Raw genomic sequence first — 19,367 nt, 5'->3', positions numbered from 1 at the left:
ACTAAGTGTAGTATAATTTCTGTAAGGCTTTGCCATTATGAGTTCAGCAATCAGTACTTTAAGACTAGATTTGCCCTAAAGTACTAGTTAATTCTTGGTTGTAAGGTTTGAGATTTCTGCGCTTGATTTCCGAGAGTATCAAATCTAGAAACTCTTGATCCAGTTCAAGTGCCACAGATTGTTCATACAAACCTATTAAGTGGTGATTGCTAAGCATATGCATGATTCTTACCCCTCCACACAATATGTTAGATCGGCATCTGACGGCCGAATTTGTAATGAACCATCTTGTATTCCATTATATGGGGATGATGTTAGGTTGTCAGCGCAAGTTTGTTGCATAAAAGTGCAAAATTCTTTTCGTTTCCATCAGTTTCCATTTGTGTTTTGCGCAAAAAAAGCTTGTCCATCTATTAATTAGATGGACAAGCTTTAGAGAGTAGAAATTAAAACCATGGTGTAAGAGCTTCTTTTTTAACAGGATGAAGCTCTGCTTGCTTGGCTGCGTTCTCTCTGACAGATTGCTTTAATGCGGGTGACCAGCTAACGGACACTTTGTTCATTCGACATCTCCCTTTCTAGCTGTTGATATTTTGTAATTACAAATGAATTATATCAAATAATGTCAAAATGTGGGGGGTTTTTTATTTGCGTAACAAAGTTTTTTTTGGCATTTTATTGATCATATTTTGTGTAGTTCAGCTTTGGTTTATGAGTATTACGTTTAAAACTCCCATTCAAGGAATTGTTGTTGAATTTAATGAACTGAATCAAACTGAAGTTTCCATGTTGTACGAGAACAATAATGCGATCCAAAACGGTCTTCGTTTGAACGATATTATCTTAACTATAGATGGTATGCCGGCTGAAGATTATTTTACTGTGAAGAAATGGAGAACAATAGAACAGGCGAATGGGATTGAGTACTTGAGGGACGGGAAAACTTACTCAATGAATTTTAAGAACACGCAAAGCTCGCCTATATTCGATTTCTTTCCGTTAGTCGGAGAAGTAATTAGCTTTGCTCTAGCTTTTCTCCTGTATCGAAATCTAAAAAAATCACGTTCTGCTTTGTATTTAAGCATGTTATTTGTAATAATCGGTTTTATTTTTATGTGTCTTGGGGCATCAAGCCGAGGAGATGCGCTAGGAAAAATAATTATAGGCACATTAGTAACTGTACTCCCGATTTTGTTTTTGCATTTTTTAATTGTGTTTCTTAAAGAAAAAACAGGAATCTCTTTTTCCACAAAATTGTTTAAGTTTATGTATATTTCTGTTGCTATTCTTTGCTTACCTAAACTGCTATTCTTTTCAGATAGTGCTTACATTTACCCGGTTTATTCTTCAATTCTCAATATCAATATATTCATAATGATTGTTGGGATTTTGGCAAGTCTTGCTTATTTGGTTTACATTTATTACAAGTTTCGCAAATCTGAGAGTTACATCCTCTCTATTATAAAAACTGTATTTTGGTCATTAATCATATCATTTTCTCCGATCATTTCGTTGTCTATGCTGCCTTTAATGTTATTCGGACATGAATGGGCAAATTCTTTTGTGACCGGTTGGTTTGTCTTGTTTTTTCCGTTAACATTTGCTTACCTTATACTTACAAAAAAGCTTTATGATGTAGATTTGATCATCCGACGGATTCTCTTTACGATTCTACTTGCTTTAATTCCCTCATTACTGATAACGTTTATTCTTTCCTATGTGATTCATCCGGAGAGCAGCGGGAATCAGTTTTTGTACAGCTTTATGGTTACACTTACTATAATGTCTGTCATTTTATATTGGCTCGAGTACATTACGAACAAAATTGAGAAAATTATGTTTCCTCGTAGATATTACTTGCACATAGGGCTTAATAAAGTGGCTAAAGATTTAAGATCAATCACGCAGTTTGGGCAATTGAAAGATATTATTTTGAAAGATATCGCAACTATTTTGCACGCAGAAGGCGCTGCGCTGGTTCTTATTTATTCTGACAATAGCGAGTTCATACTAGAAGGCACAATGGACAAAGAAATAGTAGAGAAAGAACTGGCAGTTCCGGATGCTGATAAGCAATATTTTCAATTAGAGGTGACCAAGCACGAAGATTATACATGCTATCTGGTGATTGGGCACAAGAAGAACGGGACCTTTATAAGCAAAGAGGAACAGGATTGGCTGCGCTTAATTACAACTTATTTGGCTGTTAGCTTGGAAAATATTTACCTTATTCGCAAATTGTCCGTTAAGCTGGAGCAGCTTGCAGGGCAGCTTCCGAATGAGCAGTCGGCCCGTGATTTTGTGTGGTTCCGCAAGCTGATGTTCGAGCTTCAGGAGAAGGAACGGATACGGATTGCCAATGATTTACATGATACGACGATGCAGGACCTGTTTTTCTTGAAGCGGAAGCTTGGGGCTATTCGGGATTCCTTTGCCTCCGGTAACGAAACCTACCAAGAGTTAGACAAGCAGGTTGAATATGTGGAGACGATCAATATGAGTCTACGCTACAGCTGCTTCGAGCTTCACCCGCACTTGCTGAACGAAATCGGCTTAATCGGTACGATTAACAAATTGGTTAAAGAGGAACAGCTTCACAGCGATTACGAGATCCATTTCTATAGCAACGATACCGATAAGATTGAAGCATGGCCGCAGGAAACCCATCGCCATTTGTTCAGAGTTGTCCAGGAGCTGCTGACTAATGCCAAGAAGCATTCGGAGGCAAAACATGTATACCTCGCCCTAGGCATTGAGCGAAACTTCTTTTATTTGCATTATGAGGACGATGGAGTCGGGGTAGACCTGAAGCAGCCGCTGGATACCAGCGTTTCCGGAATGGGTCTGAACCAGCTGAGAAGCCGGGTTTACTACTTGAATGGCCAGTTTACGATGCAATCAGAGAAAGGAAAGGGTGTTCAAATTTCGATCCAAATTCCTATTAGCGAGGAGATGACAGCGTGAATGCTACTATAGAAGTAATTGTTGTCGATGATCATCCGTTAATTGCTCAGGCAACCAAACAGCTGCTGCAGGGACTGGAGGGAATCGAGGTGATCGGGGTTGTCCATAGCGGCCAAGCTTGTCTCGATATGATTGAGCATTCCAAGCCGGGCTTGGTCATGCTCGATTATCAGCTGCCGGATATGCCGGGGAGTGAAGTAGCCAAGCGTGTAAAAGCCCAATATCCGGACACTCACATCGTGATTTTTACCGGTAAGGAGGTCGAGGAGTTTTATAATAAGCTGCTGGATATTCCCGTTAGCGGGATTATTTCCAAGGAATCGGGCGAGCATACGATCAAATCGATGGTCTCTGCGATACTTGATAATCATACGGTCATTCCATTGTCTTTATTTACGCGGCTGCGGCTAATATCAGGAGAGGGGGCATTGGAGGAAGAACTAACCCCTGAAGAAATCAAGATTATGAATTTGATCGTGAGCGGCTACACCCATGAACAAGTAGCGGAGATTATCCATGCCAGTAAACGGTCTGTAGACAATTATTTGAAAAAAATATATAAAAAGCTGGGAGTCCCTTCGAAGGTGAAAGCGATCGAAAAGTATATCCAAAGTCCCTACTATGAAGAAATCAGAAAGGAAGATTAGCATGCGGGATAAAGTATGGGAGCAAGCAGAAGGCCTGGTAAATGACTATATTCAACCCAATGATTTGTTAACTCTTGTTCATTCCTACCTGAGGGACAAGCAGCAGGAAAGCTGTTATTGGCAGCAGCTCACTCTGTACTCCCATTGGATGGCCGGCGGCAGCTCAGACTCTATCTACAGGCTGGCTGCCATCAGTGAACTATTCATGCTTGCCCTGGATATAGTTGACGACCTTCAAGACCAGGACAACGTGGACAAGCCGTGGATGGTTTCCCCGCCTTCCCACACGTTAAATGCCGTTCTGGGGCTGCTTAACTGCTGCTATGGAGAACTGGGCCGATTGAAGGAAAGCGAGCCTTTTGCCATTTATCCTTTATTAGGGGAAGCCAGCCGCTTGGCTGCGCTTTCTATTGAAGGGCAGTACCGGGATATTAGTAATGCGGTGGAATCGGAGGAAGATTATATCATTATGGTGCAGCAGAAGTCAGGATCGCTGATTCGTCTCGCCATGTATTTCGGTCTGGCTGTCTCGCCCATGTCTTCCCCCCAGCTAGCCGTCCTTGACGAATTGGCCAGCTGCTTAGGCATCATTGCCCAACTGGAAAACGATCTCCGCGATGTTGGCCGCCTCGATGCTAAAAGTGATTTGCTGAGCCGCAAAAAAACACTTCCTGTTCTATATTTATTAAGCTATAGCGAAGAGGATTTCCCAATATTGCAGCAATATTATGAGGGGGCATTAAGTAAAGAGAAGTTTCTTCAGCATCAGGATGAATGCCTTGCTTTTGTAGAGCAATCCGGCTGTCTGCAATATGGTAGAGCTATTCAAAATCTTTACATAGATAGAGCACACGAGCTGTTCGATCTGCTGGAAGGGGTAGAAGAGTGGAAAGAGAAGCTGCGGGTAATGACGATAGGTGAGAGAAGCCCGGCTTCAGAAGCCGCTTCGGCTCTGCTTCATCCGGAAGGGACTGAAGATTAGGCAGATTGTCCAATCGGGAACAGTTTCGAATGATCATACATACTATAGCATTTGTGCCGTACTGGCAGCGCACATCCCAATAGTAATAGCCCCCTAAAATAGTAATAGCGCCCTAATCTAGCATCCCAACAGCAGTAGCACCCGATCTATAGCACCCCAATCACAAGGCATGCTATTGATCTTGGATGTATCATGTACTCGATTAAACGCCGTCTTGCTGCGAAACACCGCGCGCTGAGAGCTGGCGTGGTGCTAAATAAGGTTTGTCGGCGTCTCCCGGCAGATTTAGGCTATCTAATCCTATAAAAACGGATCAATCATCAGCGTAACCGCTAGTTTGATTGATCCGTTTTTATTTGGAAGGGCTTTTTATGCTATAACTCTACCATTCATCCAGCCGTAATATTTTCAACCAAATCTATAAAAATAGGTCTACAAAACTATATTCCAATAGTTTACATCCTTTGACAGCATGTGGTACGATATAAATGCATCAAGCAAAGGTTTAATAATGAGCAAATGTCCAAATCTGTAGCAAGCATGTCTGTAAGCGTTCACAAAAAAAATTGGGAGGCTGCAAATGCGAAAAAGTAGGATGTTGCGCAAAGTATCTTTTGTTCTGGTTTTCTGTTTACTGTTTACCACAGTTGTTCCGCTTGCTTTTGCTGAAAACAGTAAGAACGTCGTCTCGTCATCTGCGGAAACCCCATGGTCCGTTCCCCCCATTCTGATCACCGAGATTGTCCCTACAACGATAGGGTCCACTCATGGCAGCGCCACGAATGATGCTTTTGAGTACATAGAAATTTATAACAACACGAATCAGCCAATAGATTTTTCCGATTACAAAATTCTTTATCGTTACCCAACCAGTCCCGATAATGATTTGACGTGGGTTCCTTATAAGGAAGACATTGTCATCCAGCCGGGCAAGACGCTCGTTCTGTGGGGGCAGAATAGCGCTAATGTGAACGAGACCGTCGATACGTTTAACGCCCATTTCGGTACCAATCTGGTAGAGGACGTGGATATAGTCAAAATGGATGTCGGTATGCACAGCAGCCGGACCCGTTGGCTGATCGTAGCTACCAATTCGGGTCATGAGCTGGTGTCAGCCGCCTACAATCTGGGAATGACGGACGCGGCAGCGGACCTCGGTGTCGTATACCGCTATCCGGAGCCTGGTTCGAACGAAATGATCAAGATTAGCTCCAGAGAAAGATTTGCCACACCGGGCAGTGTGGATCCCGGACAGGTGCCGGATGAACTTTTGCTTGTTGAAGATGATGTCATCCCGCCAGTCATTGAGGATCTCACCGCGCCAACAGCACTTCCGGGGACGCCTATCACTTTTACTGTTGATGCCCGCGATGAGAATCTGGTCAAGAACTTATCTCTCTTCTACAAAAAAGATAATGAAAGCGAGTATACCGAGCAGGTATTACGAGTTGACCGCGAGGACGGCTATTTCCGCTATACGCTGGATGTGCTGGATGCCGCGGGGGCGGAGTCAATAGACTACTATTATGTGGGCGATGACGGGACGAACGAGACGACAAGTGAAGTTTACACACTGGACATTACTTATGGCCCGCAAACTCCCCGTCTGAATGCTGAGGATGGCCAAATCGTTAGCGGCACTTACCTCCTGAAGGCCGGCGCGAATGGCTACAGCCCTGAACATATTTCTTTGCGTATCGATGGAGAGGAAGCCGCATCGGCTCATCCAGGTTTGGAAGAGTCCGCTTTCTTCGTGTTTGAGGTGAACGGATTCGATAATTACTTTAAGAACACGATTCAGACCGAAGGCGAAATCATCCGTCTGATTGATTACCGGGTTGTTGGTTTTGAAACGATAGTTACCCCTGTGGAGACGATCAAGAGCGGGGTCAATACCATATCCATCGTTGCCGGCTCTCAAGTCGAGCCTTATAATGGCGCTCCGCATGAGAATCTGGATGATTTCGACGTCCGCAATGTCCGTCTTGTCTTGGCTGACGGTACGGTGCTTCGTGATCCGCTGTACAGTGATCCTACTCTTGTTCTGGATATGGGGGACAATGGAAGATATTTGCCTGTCGTCGACTTTGAATTTACCGTTCCGGCAGCGAACGCTACGGCAAAGGTTTTGGAGTGGGATACGACTCAGCTTTCGGATGGAGAGTACGTCGTTGAGGCCGTTACTCCCGATCATAAATCGACCTCGGTCACCGTTGTGGTCGATAACACAGGCCCAAGTCTCAATACGACTGTTCAGAATGGCCAAAGCTATAAAGGCGAAATCTTAATTGATGTAAGCGCAGCGGATACGGTTACAGGTGTGGATAGCGTAGAGGCTATATTGAATGGGGAGCCGATTGAGCTGCCATATGCGACTTCCTCTGGCCAGCTGCCTCCCGGAGAGCATGAACTGGTGATTACCGCGACAGATTTAGCCGGGAACCTTACGGAAGAAGTGATCCGCTTCTCGACAGCAGAAGAGCACCCGCATACTCCCGTTCTTATACAGCCGGCCAACGGTGAAAGCGTTGCGGGCTTCAGTCCGGCCTTGGCTGTAACCGTCAGCGATCCGTCTGCTGACCCGCTGGAAGTTAGTTTCTATCAAGGTTACAAATATAATGCTTCCCGGACGGACAGCGTTACTTGGTACGCCGGCGCTGCCGCCACGGAGCCGCCCGATTCCCCGCGGCCGCATGGGGAGCGTATGCTGACAGATGAAGAGATCAGCCGGCTGACAGATGTTAACGACCAATACGTTACGGTAGATGCCACAACAGAATTCCCTTATCTGCGTATGGAAGTAGAGGTTGACACCAACGTGCAGGCCGCAGATGAGATTCATCTGTTATGGGAAGGCCATTCCTTGCCAGGCCGCAAGGTGACCATGTATGCATGGAATGTGGTGGATAGCACTTGGGATACGATCGATCTGCATGTAGCGGATTCCGAAGAGGACTTCACCTTAAGCGGAGATATAGTTGCAGGCGACTATCTCGATGGCAGAACCTTGAACATCCTCATTCAGGATGAGCTGGAGCTTGGTGAAGATTATCAGTACACGTTCGTTTGGATGTCTGACTCACAGTACTACACCCAGACCTTGTCACATGTCATGCAGGCTCAGATTGACTGGATCGCCGAAATGAAGGACGAATTGAACATTGAGTACGTTTTCCACACCGGCGATATTGTAGAAAACGCTCATCAGGAGTACCAATGGATAGTAGCCGACAGGCTAATGGGCGAGTTGGAAGCTACCGGAATTCCGAACGGTGTTCTTGCAGGTAATCACGATGTGCTGCCGGGTAATGATTACACGATGTACAGCCGCTATTTCGGGGCCTCGCGTTATGAGCACCTTCCGCACTACGGAGAATCCTACAAGGACAACCGCGGTCATTATGATCTGATTTCCTCCCATGGCAATGACTATATCATGGTCTACATGGGTTGGGGCGAGGGTGAGGAAGAGGTCGCCTGGTTAAATGATGTGTTGGCCCGTTATCCTGAACGCCAAGCGATTCTGAGCTTCCACGATTACCTTCGTGCCGATGGTACACGATCAACTACCGGTAATTACTTGTTTGAAAATGTAGTGGTGCCTAATCCTAATGTTATCATGGTGTTAAGCGGTCACTACACTGGTGCTTCGCTGCTTACCGATGATATTGATGATGATGGAGATGGTGTTCCAGATCGCAGAGTGTTTCAGATGCTGTCTGACTACCAGAACCATAACGAAGGCGGAGATGGCTACATGAAGCTGTTCCATTTTGACACGACCAGCGACACGCTTCATGTTCGTACGTATTCCCCATATAAAGATGACTACAACTGGTATGATCCGGTTGAGCACCCATGGGCAGATGAGTATACTTTGTCACTTGATCTGGAGCCGAAGCTTAAAAGGGTGGCTACAAATTATGTAGATGTCAGTGTATACAGCAAAGCACAGCCGATCAGCCAGCATCCGCAAACTGCCAGCGGATCAGTAGTGGAGACTGTATGGCAGGGGCTTGCACCTAATCAAACCTATCATTGGTACGCAGAGGCCAAGGATGAATTCGGCGGCCGCACGGTATCCCCAATCTGGAGCTTTACGACCGGAGAGGATGCCGACCTGCCTGCGCCCTCCGATTTGAGAGCAGAGGACATAACCGCCACCTCAGTGAAGCTGGTATGGGACGCTGTTGTACCCGGGGATACCGGAGAGCTGTCGTACAATGTATACCTGGACGGACAGAAGCTTGCCAGTGTAACTGAAGCGGTTTATCATGCAGAGGGATTAACCCCGGCTACCAAATATACCTTTCATGTAACTGCGAAAGATGAGTGGGGCAACGAATCCGCACCGAGCGAGGTGTTGGAAGTGACCACGCTAGAGGCACAGGTGGAGCTGTCTCAATTGCAGCAGACTGTGCAGCAATATATCGACAGCGGTGAGCTGCGCCGCCCCCTGGCTCAGCAGTTAACCAATCGGCTGGAGACCGCGGAACGGATGTACAGCCGGAATATGATGAAACAGGCGATCAAGCATATTGAGCAGTTCAAGGATAGGCTCAATCATCATGCTATGAGCTCCCATGTGGACGCTGACGCCAAGGCTGAGCTGAACCGCTTGGCCGATGCTCTGCTTAACGCGTGGCAGTAGAGCTAGTGCCAAGAGGGTTCTGAAGTCCTTGTGAGTCGTACGATCCCGACGAGAGTTCGTCGGGGTCGTACAGGGCCCAACGAGAGTCCCCCGGAGTCGTACGGGTCCCACGAGGGCTTCGGGTAGTCCATCGGGGGCGTACAGAACTTTCCGCCTATGCCTTTTATGAATGATTGGTTTAGGGGAACCAAATTAAATTTAAGCACATATAAACTAAGCCGCTGGGTGGGTGCAAAGCTAGCGGGTAACCCGGCCATTATATGCGAAAAACCGTATAGAAAGTTCCGTTACCCGTACAGACCCGGCGAATGTATACGAAAACAGTCATGCCTTTGAATTTTCAGGCACAACTCCAGCATGAAAATAGCCAAGGTTGGCTGGGTTCGAGGGCTGCGCGGGATTGGTGCCTGCAATTTGTACGAAATGTCGTACAAATGCATGGGGTTAAAGTTCGAATACCGGAGATTTGTATGAAACGTCGTACAAATACAAGGGATTGAAGGGCAATTACCTAAAATTTGTATGACAAATCGTACAAATGCAAGGTCTTTAAGCTATTAAGGGCCAGCAGCCACCTGCAGCCAGTGGTTCAGACGAAATTTCGAAGCAAGTTATGTGATTGAGGTACGATTACCCGAGGATTGCTCATTATGCGGGGCGTCTTATTTTCACAGAAAAATCGTATGAAAGAGCCGTCACCCGGGCTGACTCGACCAATGTATACGAAAAACCGTATAGAAAGAGCCTGTTTAATGCGAACGGTTCTGCCAAAGCTGAGAGCGGCGGGCGAGCCGGGATAAGGTCTTGTCGATCAGGGAATAGATTTAAACTAAACAAAGCGGGGGCTTAAGCAAGCAAAACCCCGCTTTGTTTATGCCGCCCTTGGAACAGTCATGGATGACATCTGTTGACCATAAGTGCTAAACGTTAGAAGGTTCTTTTCAAATGAACGGTTTTGTGATAAAAAAGAAAGATCAACAAGATCTATTCGTCTGGCTGTAGAGCAGCTTGTTGGATGCAGCAGCAGAAATAAGATGAAGCAGGATAGGCATGCAGCTGCAAGAATAAATGCAGCAGTGAAGGCATGCAGCAGCAGGAAGGGCACGACAGCTACATAGAAATTACAGTGAAGGATGGATTACTGAATGGAACAATTTTCACAGGTGAGTATCAACAAAAAAGCGAATATTTATTTTGAGGGGAAGGTTACAAGCCGGACGATCGTTTTTGCCGATGGTACAAAGAAAACATTAGGAATTATGCTGCCGGGCGAATATGAATTTTCAACAACACAGCGTGAGATTATGGAGTTTTCCGCAGGAAAGCTGGATTATAAACTGCAGGATGGAGAGTGGCAATCCATCAATCAGGAGGGCAGCTTCGAAGTGCCTGCGAACCAAAGCTTTCAGCTGAAAGTTCATGAGGTAGCCGATTATTGCTGCTCTTACTATGAAGAGTAACCATTAACCTGCTTACCTACACAGCATGGCTGGACAGATGTGACGGAACTTGCTTTCCAAAAAGGGACAACGGGAATACACGCGGCCCTGGCTTTATTGCCAAGAACCGCGTGTTTTTAATGCGCATGAATTCATCTGGAGCCCCGCCATCCTCAGGGTTGCTTGATAGAAGTGCAGGAAAAATGGGATTTACCCGACCGTTGTCATCCAGTGAAATTCAGTTGCTCAGAACTGCTCAAATCAGTTGCTCTGGGCAGATGCTCTCAGAACACTTGCTCCGAACAGGTTTTTGAACACACTTTTGAACGGTGCTCCGGACAGAATCTCTGAACAGGCTTCCGGTAAGGGCTCTCCGAACAACGTTCCGAACAGACGATCGGAGGCTGCATGTGGAAAAGGTTTAGGTCTAATGGTCTATTTCAATTTAGATTCCTTATCCTAGTTGTCATAAGTCTAAGTGCCTAGTATACTGATACATATATGAGGAGGTTCACCCATCTTTTTCCAAGGTGGGAGTACTTTTGTTTGGGTCTCCAGTCACAAAAAATTTAATGCCAGCGGAGAAGGGTTGGAGTGAATAAATGCCATTAACAAAAGGACATCCGTCAGCCCATTCCTTTCAGATTGATTTAACGGTGGAGAAGATGAGTCTGGATCAGGCGTTGGAATATCTTACCGAGTTGCTGAATGGAGCTGGGTTAATGCACTATAGAATCACCCCCATTGATGACACGCAAGATATTAGACAAAGGAGGGCTGCGGGTAAATACTGCTCAGCACCGAATGATGGAGAGGCCAAGGACTTGTTGGAGGCGGAAGCAGAGTCTCGGCACACGCCTGAAGGGTATTCAAACGACTGCCAAACTTCGAGCGTTCGGAATAAGACAGTTATCTCTTTTTCGGCTGAGGGTAATGAGCTCCAGCACAAGCAGATAAATCGAGTAGGAGCATCTTCTGAAGGTATAGGCAGAAACTCTGAAGCTACAGGCAGAAATTCCGAAGAAGCAGCTTCTGAAGGAGCAAGTTTAGACGGGAATAACTATTTGGGTCAGCTGTCCTCCCGTGAAGACGCCGATGAGATTGCCTCACAGATTGAGGCATATATCGCCAACCGCAAGCTTGTGAGAGTTGTTGTGAATAGAGGGAGGGGTGTTCAGGAGAGTATGCCCTGCCGTTTAATTAATTACCGCCGGCAGGAGAAGATGCTGACCGTCTATCATGTAGATGAATCCAGGGTGTATACATTTCATTTGAGCGAGATAGATGACTTTCTCATTTACGAGTAGTTCCTGGACCCTAAGGCTGTCGATTTATCATGGACACCACTTTAACTACAAATGTCCAGCGCGCTCGGTCTGCAAGATGCTCAGCCTATGCGGTTCTGGGCGAGGCGTCCTTGTATAGCGCAGTGCTCCATGAGCCGAGTGTGTTTAGCAAGATGTTTTGCTCTAACGCTCGCCCTCGCTCTTATTTAACAGAAAAAGCAGGGATTTTAATTCTAACGCTCATCCTCGGTCATCCTCGCTCTTATTGGTTACAAAAAGCCCCCAAAACCGCGATTTGAAGCAAAATAGGGACGATGGCGAGCGTTAGAATTCACAAATAGTGCAGACGACCATACAGACCGCGGGGAAATGCTCATTCTCGATTAATCGCCAGCCGCAACCCTGACCGTTATCAACCTTGTTCACTATCTCCAATATAAATTGATTTCAGGTCTGCCCGTTGGGCAGGCCTGTTACGGTTCGGTTAGAGAGGCTCCGTAATGGCAGGTTTGTCCTTGACCGACGTTGGAAAAGAAACGGTAATTCCTGTAAAATGTATGCTGCATAGCACCCACCAGCACATATGAAGGAGGGAAGGATTTATGAACACGGTCATTGAAACCATATTGAATCACCGTTCTATTCGTGCCTTTGAAGACCGGGCGTTAACCGATGAGCAAGTCCAGTGGATTGTCAAAAGCGCACAGGCGGCGTCTACATCGAGCTTCGTTCAGGCATATTCCATCATAGGTATCAAAAGTCCCGAGAAAAAAGCCAAACTGGCTGAGCTGGCGGGAAATCAGGAAGCGGTGCGGCGGAACGGGCATTTTTTCGTGTTTTGTCTCGATTCCTACCGTCATGAGATATCCGTTGAGCTGGAAGGAGGAGACCCTAACGACTATCAAGCTTCCTTTGAATCCACAGAGTGGTTCATGGTCGGGGTGATTGATGCCGCCCTGGCAGCGCAAAATGCGGCTATAGCCGCTGAGTCTATGGGGCTTGGCATTTGCTACATAGGCGGACTGCGCAATCAGCTTCATGAGGTTGCCGAGCTGCTGGATACTCCTAATCGGGTTATTCCCTTATTCGGACTTGCGGCAGGGTATCCGTCCGCCCCTTCCGCGACTAAGCCGAGACTTCCTTCAGACCATATTTACCACGAGGATGCTTATCCTCAGGACCTGGAGCGGTATAAGAGACAGCTTCAGCAGTATAACGAAGAAATATCTGCTTATTATCTTGAGCGTACCCAAGGAAAAAGAGCAGATCGCTGGACGGCTCAAATGCAGGCGAGAATGGCTCGGCCCAGCCGTTTGTACATGAAATCTTTCCTGGAGAGCAAGGGGCTTCCGCTGAAATAATCTCAACAAATTTTTTGAAAGCAGATGGTTGTAACAGAGTAGCGGAGAGCAGCACCAGGGCAGCGGAGAGCAGTACCAGGGCAGTGCAAACCAGAATAGATCGATATGCTGTTTAACTTACACCCGTCTCACGGCATGTGAAATGCCGATTGGAGACGGTTTTTTTATTGCAATAGGAAGATAAAGACTTTAGGAAACGTTTAATTTGCACAAAGGCCGGGTTTAAAAACGCTTAGCTCACGTGAACAAGCCTCAGTACTAAGTAATGATCTTTCCCGGCAGGCCGTGACCAGCGTCATGTAACGGCTTAATGATCGCTTTTGCTGCTGTTGTACCTGCAAAAGCAAATCTTAAAAATCGTGCAGTTTGCTTTTAGATAAACTTAAGATTCGCTTAAGACAAATCATAAGATTCTTTATCCTTTTACGGCTACCATTAAAACCAGTAGAAAAACTCGATCCACTGAGAGAATTAAAGAATGTCAGAAGGGGAGTACTGCTTATGGACATGCTCATGGTGAAGTCCCTTAACAAAACGTATGAGGGCAAGGTAAAAACACAAGCGTTAAGCGAGATTAACCTGGCGATAAAAAAAGGAGAATTTGTGGGGATCATGGGGCCTTCCGGCAGTGGTAAAACGACGCTGCTGAACATGGTGTCTACCATTGATGCGCCAAGCTCAGGCGAAGTGATTATCGGCGGAACCAACCCTTATCAGCTTAAAGCATCGCAGCTGGCCGCCTTTCGCCGCCGTCAGCTGGGCTTTGTGTTCCAGGATTTTAACCTGCTGGATACCCTGACGGTTGCTGAAAATATTGTACTGCCATTGACCTTGGACAAGCAGAGTCTGAAGCTGATGGACGCCAAGCTGAAAACATTGGCACAGCGACTAGGCATCCAGGAAATCCTGAACAAGAGAACCTATGAAATTTCCGGAGGACAAAAACAGCGTGCCGCAATCGCCCGGGCGATGATCACTTCACCTTCCCTGCTGCTGGCGGATGAGCCGACAGGCGCTTTGGATTCAAATTCCTCCCGGATCGTTATGGAAATGCTGGAGGCGATAAACCGCAGCGATGAAACGACAATGCTGCTTGTCAGTCACGACCCGGTAGCCGCCAGCTATTGTCATCGCGTTGTGTTCATTAGAGACGGCAGACTCGATCACGAGATTCGGCGGGGAGAAAGCCGGCAGGAGTTCTTTCACCGCATCATGGATTCTCTTGCGATTACAGGGAGGGAGAGCTCATGAGCTTCCGCCAATTCGCATTTAACAATGTGCGCCGCAACGGACGGGCTTATCTAGCTTTTTTTCTGAGCAGCTCGTTTATGGTTATGATATTTTTCTGCTATGCTATGCTGATCTTCCATCCGGGTTTACTTGAGCATAGGATTGGTGAGATGACGCGGACCGGAATGATTGTGGCGGAGTACATTATTTACATCTTTTCCTTTTTGTTCGTGCTTTACTCGATCAGCACATTCTTGAAGGTCCGGCAAAAAGAATTCGGAGTGCTAGTTCTGCTCGGTGCGACCACCGGGCAGCTTAACCGGCTGGTGTTCATGGAGAACATGATTATCGGGTTTGCGTCGGTAATTGCCGGGGTGGCGAGCGGCTTGCTGCTGTCCAAAGCCTTTCTTCTGATAAGTTCTAATATTGTTATTCTGGAGCTGCCCTTTTACTGGCCACTCCAGGCGATTTTGCTGACTTGTACAGCATTTTTAATTTTGTTTTTCCTGCTATCTTTGTTTACTCTGGTATTTATCCGCAAAAATCGGATTCTGGAGCTGCTCAAGGGCAGCAGCAAGCCCAAGGAAGAGCCTAAAACATCGTGGTGGCTGGCTTTGCTTGCCGTTCTTTTGCTCACTTTGTCGGTCATTAACCTCAATTCCGAACATTTGTCGTCCAAAAATCTGTTTGCGGCTGTCATTACAGGGATTTCCGGCACTTATTTTTTCTATACCCAGTTGACCGTGCCGCTCATTCGTGCGCTTAAGAAAAACCGTCATCTATATTGGAAAGGGACGAATCTGCTGTGGCTCTCGGAGATGGCTTACAAGCTCAAAGACAACGCCAGAATGCTGTTCATGGTTAACGTGTTTATTGCTCTGGCATGTATGAGTGCCGGTCTGATCATTTCCATTGATATGGACTACAAAAAAAAGTATGAAGCAATGCCGTACGCGTTTGTCTACAAAGTCAACAATGAAGAGACGATAACCGAAGAAACCGAGGGAATTGAAGCTATTTTAGAGCAAAATAATGTGGAGTTTACAAGAATAGATTGGCCTTCCTTTTACACGGACGCCAGGTCGGACGAAGGAACACAAGGTTATTACACGGAATACTACACGGAATTCGTTCCGCTAAGTCAGGCCAAGCGGTCTGAGGCCGAATACCTTAAGAATATTCCAGAACATCTTTCCGGAGATGAGGCGTATTTGCTCGTTAGCAGTTCATACGCGGATTCTCATGCATCGGTGAAGGAAGTGATATACGCTGATTTTCAATACGGAGCGGATCCTGAGCAAATTCAGGTAGTCGGTTCTGAACTTGTGGCTTATCTTGAAGGGGGAGCATCCTGGCAGCTGATTGTCTCGGACGAAGCCTATTCCCGTTACGTGGAGGAATACGGGGAGCAGGACCAAATTTGGAGCCGCATGCAGGTGTTTTATCATATTCCTGCCTGGGAGGGCAAACGGCCGCCAGGCCTGCAGGATGAAGCGGTCGCGGTCAGCAATCAGGTGTTGGCCTGGATGGAGGGTGAGGGCGGCCATGCATCAGCGAACTTCGTCCGTTCCAAGGTATCCGATTATTATGAGCTGAAGCAATCGACCTCTGTTCTTGGTTTTATCGGTGTGTTCGTGGCTGCTATATTCTCCATTGCTTCAGCGAGCTTTTTGTATTTCAAGCTGTTCAGTGAGCTGAATCAAGACCGGCATATTTATCGCTCTTTATCCAAGATTGGGCTTAGCCGTAACGAAATGAGGCAGTCAGCGACCATTCAAATGGCGGTGCTGTTCTTTATTCCAATCGTTATTTCCACCATCCAGGCGCTGGTCGTGCTGACTCCTCTCGGTGAAAATTTCAGTCTTGAGGTCACCACTCTGCCTGTGCTAATGGCCTCCAGTGCATTTTTTGCCGCGCAATTGCTGTTTTTCTTAGTAATCCGGGCGCGGTATGTGATGCAGCTTAGGCGAATAATGGTCTGAACATGACCTAATTCAGATTCGTGGACGTGGAATGAAATAGAGCTTCCAAGCTTTTCACCGCGAGTTCGAGTGTTTGCTCATCCAATCCGTCCAGCTCTCGAATGCGGCGGAGCCGTTCCTCCAGATCCATCTCTTTGAAGGTAAATAAATTCCAGTTTACGATACTGTCTACACATGCCGTCGTGTCGAGCTGATCATAATAAATGTGCGCTTTATACAAATAGCTCTTGCCTCCGTAAGGATTCAGCATAAGCGCCTTATCGAAAGCTTTCAGCGCGGCGGCATGTTCCCCTTTTTTATAGCGGATGACCCCGATGTTGAAATAGCCGACCGCGTGCTCCGGGTACAGGCTGCAGTATTGCTTGGCATAGCTGTATGCCTCATCGTAGTCTTCTTTCAGGTAATAGATGCTGCCGAGCAGGCTGATTAAATCTCCATTATGGTTATCCTGCATCAACCCGTTCAAGCAATCCTCTTCAGCTAAATCCCATTCGCCGGTTTCCATGTAACATTTGGCGCGGTTTTCATAATAGCTGGCGGTTTCCGGTTCATGGCGGATAGCCTGTGTATAAGAATCTATAGCGAGGTCGGTCTGCCCCATGCCCTGAAGAATATGGCCAAGCGCATTATGGTAGGAGCCCTCCTGCAGCAGAGCCGGATTAAGCTCGGCTGCTGCCTGCAGATCGATCATCGCTTCTTCATTTTTATCCTGCAAATAGTAGAGGTAGCTTCTTTTCATCCGTGTCTGACTGTGATCACCCAAGGCGATCGATTGACCATATGCTTCCAGTGCCTCCGATGTCCGGCCTAACTCATGCAGGACCTCCCCCCGCTGGGTATAGTTCAGCGGATCGTCCGGTTCCAATTCAATAAGTTTTGCGCTGCTTTCCAATGCCAGCTCATGCTGCTGCAGAACACTGTACGAATCGGTGATCCAGTAATGGGTGAGAGGGAGTTCTGGCTTCAAGGAGCGGAGCGCAAGCAGGACGTCAAGAGCTTTGTCCTCCTGACCTTGCACGCGATATAAAAGCGCCTTTTCAAAATAGGGCTCCAAATAACGCGGATCCAGCTCGATCGCTTGGTCCAGATCCTGTTCTGCTGCCTGCCACTGCTTGAGATGGCGGTAAGCCATGCCCCGCTTAACATATAAATCCGGGCGCTCCGGGTGCAGCCGCAAGCCGTCGCCGCAGGCAGCCGCTACAGCGTCATACTGTTCCAGACGTTCGTAGAGCTCCGCCAGGTCTTTGCGGAACGACGCACTGCGGAGCACAATCAGCTGAAATTCGTGGAAAGCCCCGCTTCCATACTGCGCCCTTTGCAGCAGCCATTGTCTTCCCTGATCCGGCTGAGCCTGGAACATGTCTAACAGGGCGATGCCTTTCTTCAGCACATCGGCTGCTTCGCTCCATTTGCGTTCCTCGCTCAATGACAGCGCAAGACGATAGTAGTAAAAAGGGATCTCTTTGTCCCGATCTTCCAGAAGCCTGGCAAAAATCCGGCTTGCTTCCGCAAAATCCTCTTTGTCGTAGCAGCACATACCCAATTCGTAATAGGTGGAATGAACAGAGGACTCCGGTTCCCGCTTAATGCATTCCTGGAAATCCTCGGCGGCCTTATCCCATTCGCCCCTGTCCCGAAACAGAAGTCCCCGGGTATACCAGTACAAATAGCGGTCCGGGTTGAGGCGAATGGCTTCCGATACATCGTGCATGGCTAACTCGGGCTGGTTCAGCTCACGCAGCAAATGGGCTCTCCGCTCGTAAGCGTAGTCGTTTGCCGGTTCTATCTCAATAATTTGATTAAGAATAGCAAGGGCTTTCTCTGTTTGCTCCTTTTCATAAAAATACATTGCGTAATCGACACGGTCAGAGGCAGGAATTTCACGGAGTGCCAGCCTGCTGTAATGGTGCAGCGCCTGGTCCAGCATCCTGTTGCTCCATAATTGTTTGCCCCGCCATCGGTGATACCATGCTGTAAGCTTCATGGGATGCCCTCCTCCTTCAGTTGTTTACTTATTAAATCTTAGATCAGCGATCAAGTCAATAAGCCGGCTGGATGCACGGCCAGCGGCGAAAGTCACCATTACAGTGGGAGAATTCGGGAGAAAGGCGAACGGGATTATTACGTAATATGTTCATCCAGGCCTAAATAGTACGGGAGCAGAGGGACGGTCTTCGGGAATTTGCTAAGCAGTAATGCGATTGACAGGCCGGCATTAAAAATTTGGTTTGAACGATCCTGCAGATCGGTTTACAATAAACGAAACAAAGAAGCGCTGCAACTTTCCTGGATAAGCAAAATTAGACACCGCTTTTGCCGCGTGTTTGTTGATGTTCTTCGGAGTCAGGCGAATATTCGTTAAGGGAGGGCTTCACGGCTTATGGTGACCGGCGACAAAGTAAAGGTGACGGTCGATTGGAACGGAAAGAGGCGATTCACGGCATCCGGCTCTTCAGGCGAGTCCGTCCTGATGGATGCGTCTTCGGACCTGGGAGGGGAAGGCAGCGGTCATACGCCTAAGGAGCTTTTGCTATCCAGTCTTGCAGGATGCATGGGAATCGGCGTCGTACATACGTTGGAGAAAATGCGCCAGCAGCTGGATAGCCTTAATATCGGTGCTGCCGGAGAGCGTGACTGCGAACCTCCTCATGCTTTGCGCAATGTCGTGCTGACGTTCACGGCTGCGGGAGAGGTGGACGTGAAACGCTTCCAACGGGCGATCATGCTCGAGAAGGAAAAGTATTGTCCGGTAGCGGCTTCATTAAACACGGAGCTAATAGTGCGGCTCATTTTAAATGGACAGCTTGTAGAGCTGGAGTAAGGGT

At 47.2% G+C, this 19,367-nt stretch carries 11 protein-coding genes and 1 pseudogene; 10 read left to right on the top strand and 2 right to left on the bottom strand.

The features are described from left to right. Positions 1 to 64 precede the first annotated feature (64 nt). Complete coding sequence (sda, locus tag PSHG_RS31990; protein WP_392392016.1) at positions 65 to 217, bottom strand: sporulation histidine kinase inhibitor Sda; 153 nt, start codon at positions 215 to 217, stop codon at positions 65 to 67. Between the two features lie 1,424 nt (positions 218 to 1,641). On the opposite strand from sda, the gene PSHG_RS30890 reads away from it, so the two are divergent. From PSHG_RS30890 to PSHG_RS13650, 9 genes and pseudogenes are all read left to right on the top strand, one after another. Continuing rightward, positions 1,642 to 2,964: a sensor histidine kinase gene (locus PSHG_RS30890; RefSeq protein WP_162137288.1), complete on the top strand. Its 1,323-nt coding sequence runs from the start codon at positions 1,642 to 1,644 to the stop codon at positions 2,962 to 2,964. After that, complete coding sequence (locus PSHG_RS13685; RefSeq protein WP_010273689.1) at positions 2,961 to 3,611, top strand: response regulator transcription factor; 651 nt, start codon at positions 2,961 to 2,963, stop codon at positions 3,609 to 3,611. Before PSHG_RS30890 ends, PSHG_RS13685 begins: the two co-directional genes overlap by 4 nt. Position 3,612: 1 nt before the next feature. Then, complete coding sequence (locus PSHG_RS27670) at positions 3,613 to 4,593, top strand: polyprenyl synthetase family protein (protein ID WP_010273687.1); 981 nt, start codon at positions 3,613 to 3,615, stop codon at positions 4,591 to 4,593. Positions 4,594 to 5,173: 580 nt separating this feature from the next. Beyond that, the gene (locus tag PSHG_RS27665) at positions 5,174 to 9,244 is read left to right on the top strand and encodes an FIMAH domain-containing protein (RefSeq protein ID WP_052310065.1); all 4,071 of its coding nucleotides are present in this window, start codon (positions 5,174 to 5,176) and stop codon (positions 9,242 to 9,244) included. A 1,145-nt stretch (positions 9,245 to 10,389) separates the two neighbouring features. After that, the gene (ppnP, locus tag PSHG_RS13670) at positions 10,390 to 10,704 is read left to right on the top strand and encodes a pyrimidine/purine nucleoside phosphorylase (protein ID WP_010273684.1); all 315 of its coding nucleotides are present in this window, start codon (positions 10,390 to 10,392) and stop codon (positions 10,702 to 10,704) included. Between the two features lie 581 nt (positions 10,705 to 11,285). Then, positions 11,286 to 11,990, top strand: a complete 705-nt coding sequence (locus tag PSHG_RS29410; RefSeq protein WP_010273682.1) for a hypothetical protein — start codon at positions 11,286 to 11,288, stop codon at positions 11,988 to 11,990. Between the two features lie 581 nt (positions 11,991 to 12,571). Next, complete coding sequence (gene nfsA / locus PSHG_RS13660) at positions 12,572 to 13,330, top strand: oxygen-insensitive NADPH nitroreductase (RefSeq protein ID WP_010273679.1); 759 nt, start codon at positions 12,572 to 12,574, stop codon at positions 13,328 to 13,330. Positions 13,331 to 13,831: 501 nt separating this feature from the next. Continuing rightward, positions 13,832 to 14,603 (top strand): annotated as a pseudogene (locus PSHG_RS13655) (ABC transporter ATP-binding protein). Further along, positions 14,578 to 16,542 carry an FtsX-like permease family protein gene (locus PSHG_RS13650; protein ID WP_010273675.1) on the top strand — a complete coding sequence of 655 codons (1,965 nt, stop codon included), beginning with the start codon at positions 14,578 to 14,580 and terminating at the stop codon, positions 16,540 to 16,542. Before PSHG_RS13655 ends, PSHG_RS13650 begins: the two are co-directional and overlap by 26 nt. A 7-nt stretch (positions 16,543 to 16,549) precedes the next feature. Here PSHG_RS13650 and PSHG_RS13645 read toward each other — a convergent pair whose 3' ends face one another. Next, the gene (locus PSHG_RS13645) at positions 16,550 to 18,526 is read right to left on the bottom strand and encodes a tetratricopeptide repeat protein (protein WP_010273673.1); all 1,977 of its coding nucleotides are present in this window, start codon (positions 18,524 to 18,526) and stop codon (positions 16,550 to 16,552) included. Between the two features lie 396 nt (positions 18,527 to 18,922). On the opposite strand from PSHG_RS13645, the gene PSHG_RS13640 reads away from it, so the two are divergent. After that, on the top strand, positions 18,923 to 19,363 hold the full coding sequence (locus tag PSHG_RS13640; protein WP_010273671.1) for an OsmC family protein: 441 nt from the start codon (positions 18,923 to 18,925) through the stop codon (positions 19,361 to 19,363). Positions 19,364 to 19,367 lie beyond the last annotated feature (4 nt).

Source organism: Paenibacillus senegalensis JC66 (assembly GCF_000285515.1).
Taxonomy (GTDB): domain Bacteria; phylum Bacillota; class Bacilli; order Paenibacillales; family NBRC-103111; genus Paenibacillus_L; species Paenibacillus_L senegalensis.
The sequence above is the reverse complement of the archived record's forward strand: the minus strand, read 5'-3'. Positions and strand labels throughout refer to the sequence as shown.

What these genes read in the sequence shown, in the direction of transcription:
- sda (WP_392392016.1), bottom strand. Translation starts at nt 217, where the DNA reads ATGCTTAGCAATCACCACTTAATAGGTTTGTATGAACAATCTGTGGCA.
- PSHG_RS27670 (WP_010273687.1), top strand. Translation starts at nt 3,613, where the DNA reads ATGCGGGATAAAGTATGGGAGCAAGCAGAAGGCCTGGTAAATGACTAT.
- PSHG_RS27665 (WP_052310065.1), top strand. Translation starts at nt 5,174, where the DNA reads ATGCGAAAAAGTAGGATGTTGCGCAAAGTATCTTTTGTTCTGGTTTTC.
- ppnP (WP_010273684.1), top strand. Translation starts at nt 10,390, where the DNA reads ATGGAACAATTTTCACAGGTGAGTATCAACAAAAAAGCGAATATTTAT.
- PSHG_RS29410 (WP_010273682.1), top strand. Translation starts at nt 11,286, where the DNA reads ATGCCATTAACAAAAGGACATCCGTCAGCCCATTCCTTTCAGATTGAT.
- nfsA (WP_010273679.1), top strand. Translation starts at nt 12,572, where the DNA reads ATGAACACGGTCATTGAAACCATATTGAATCACCGTTCTATTCGTGCC.
- PSHG_RS13650 (WP_010273675.1), top strand. Translation starts at nt 14,578, where the DNA reads ATGAGCTTCCGCCAATTCGCATTTAACAATGTGCGCCGCAACGGACGG.
- PSHG_RS13645 (WP_010273673.1), bottom strand. Translation starts at nt 18,526, where the DNA reads ATGAAGCTTACAGCATGGTATCACCGATGGCGGGGCAAACAATTATGG.
- PSHG_RS13640 (WP_010273671.1), top strand. Translation starts at nt 18,923, where the DNA reads ATGGTGACCGGCGACAAAGTAAAGGTGACGGTCGATTGGAACGGAAAG.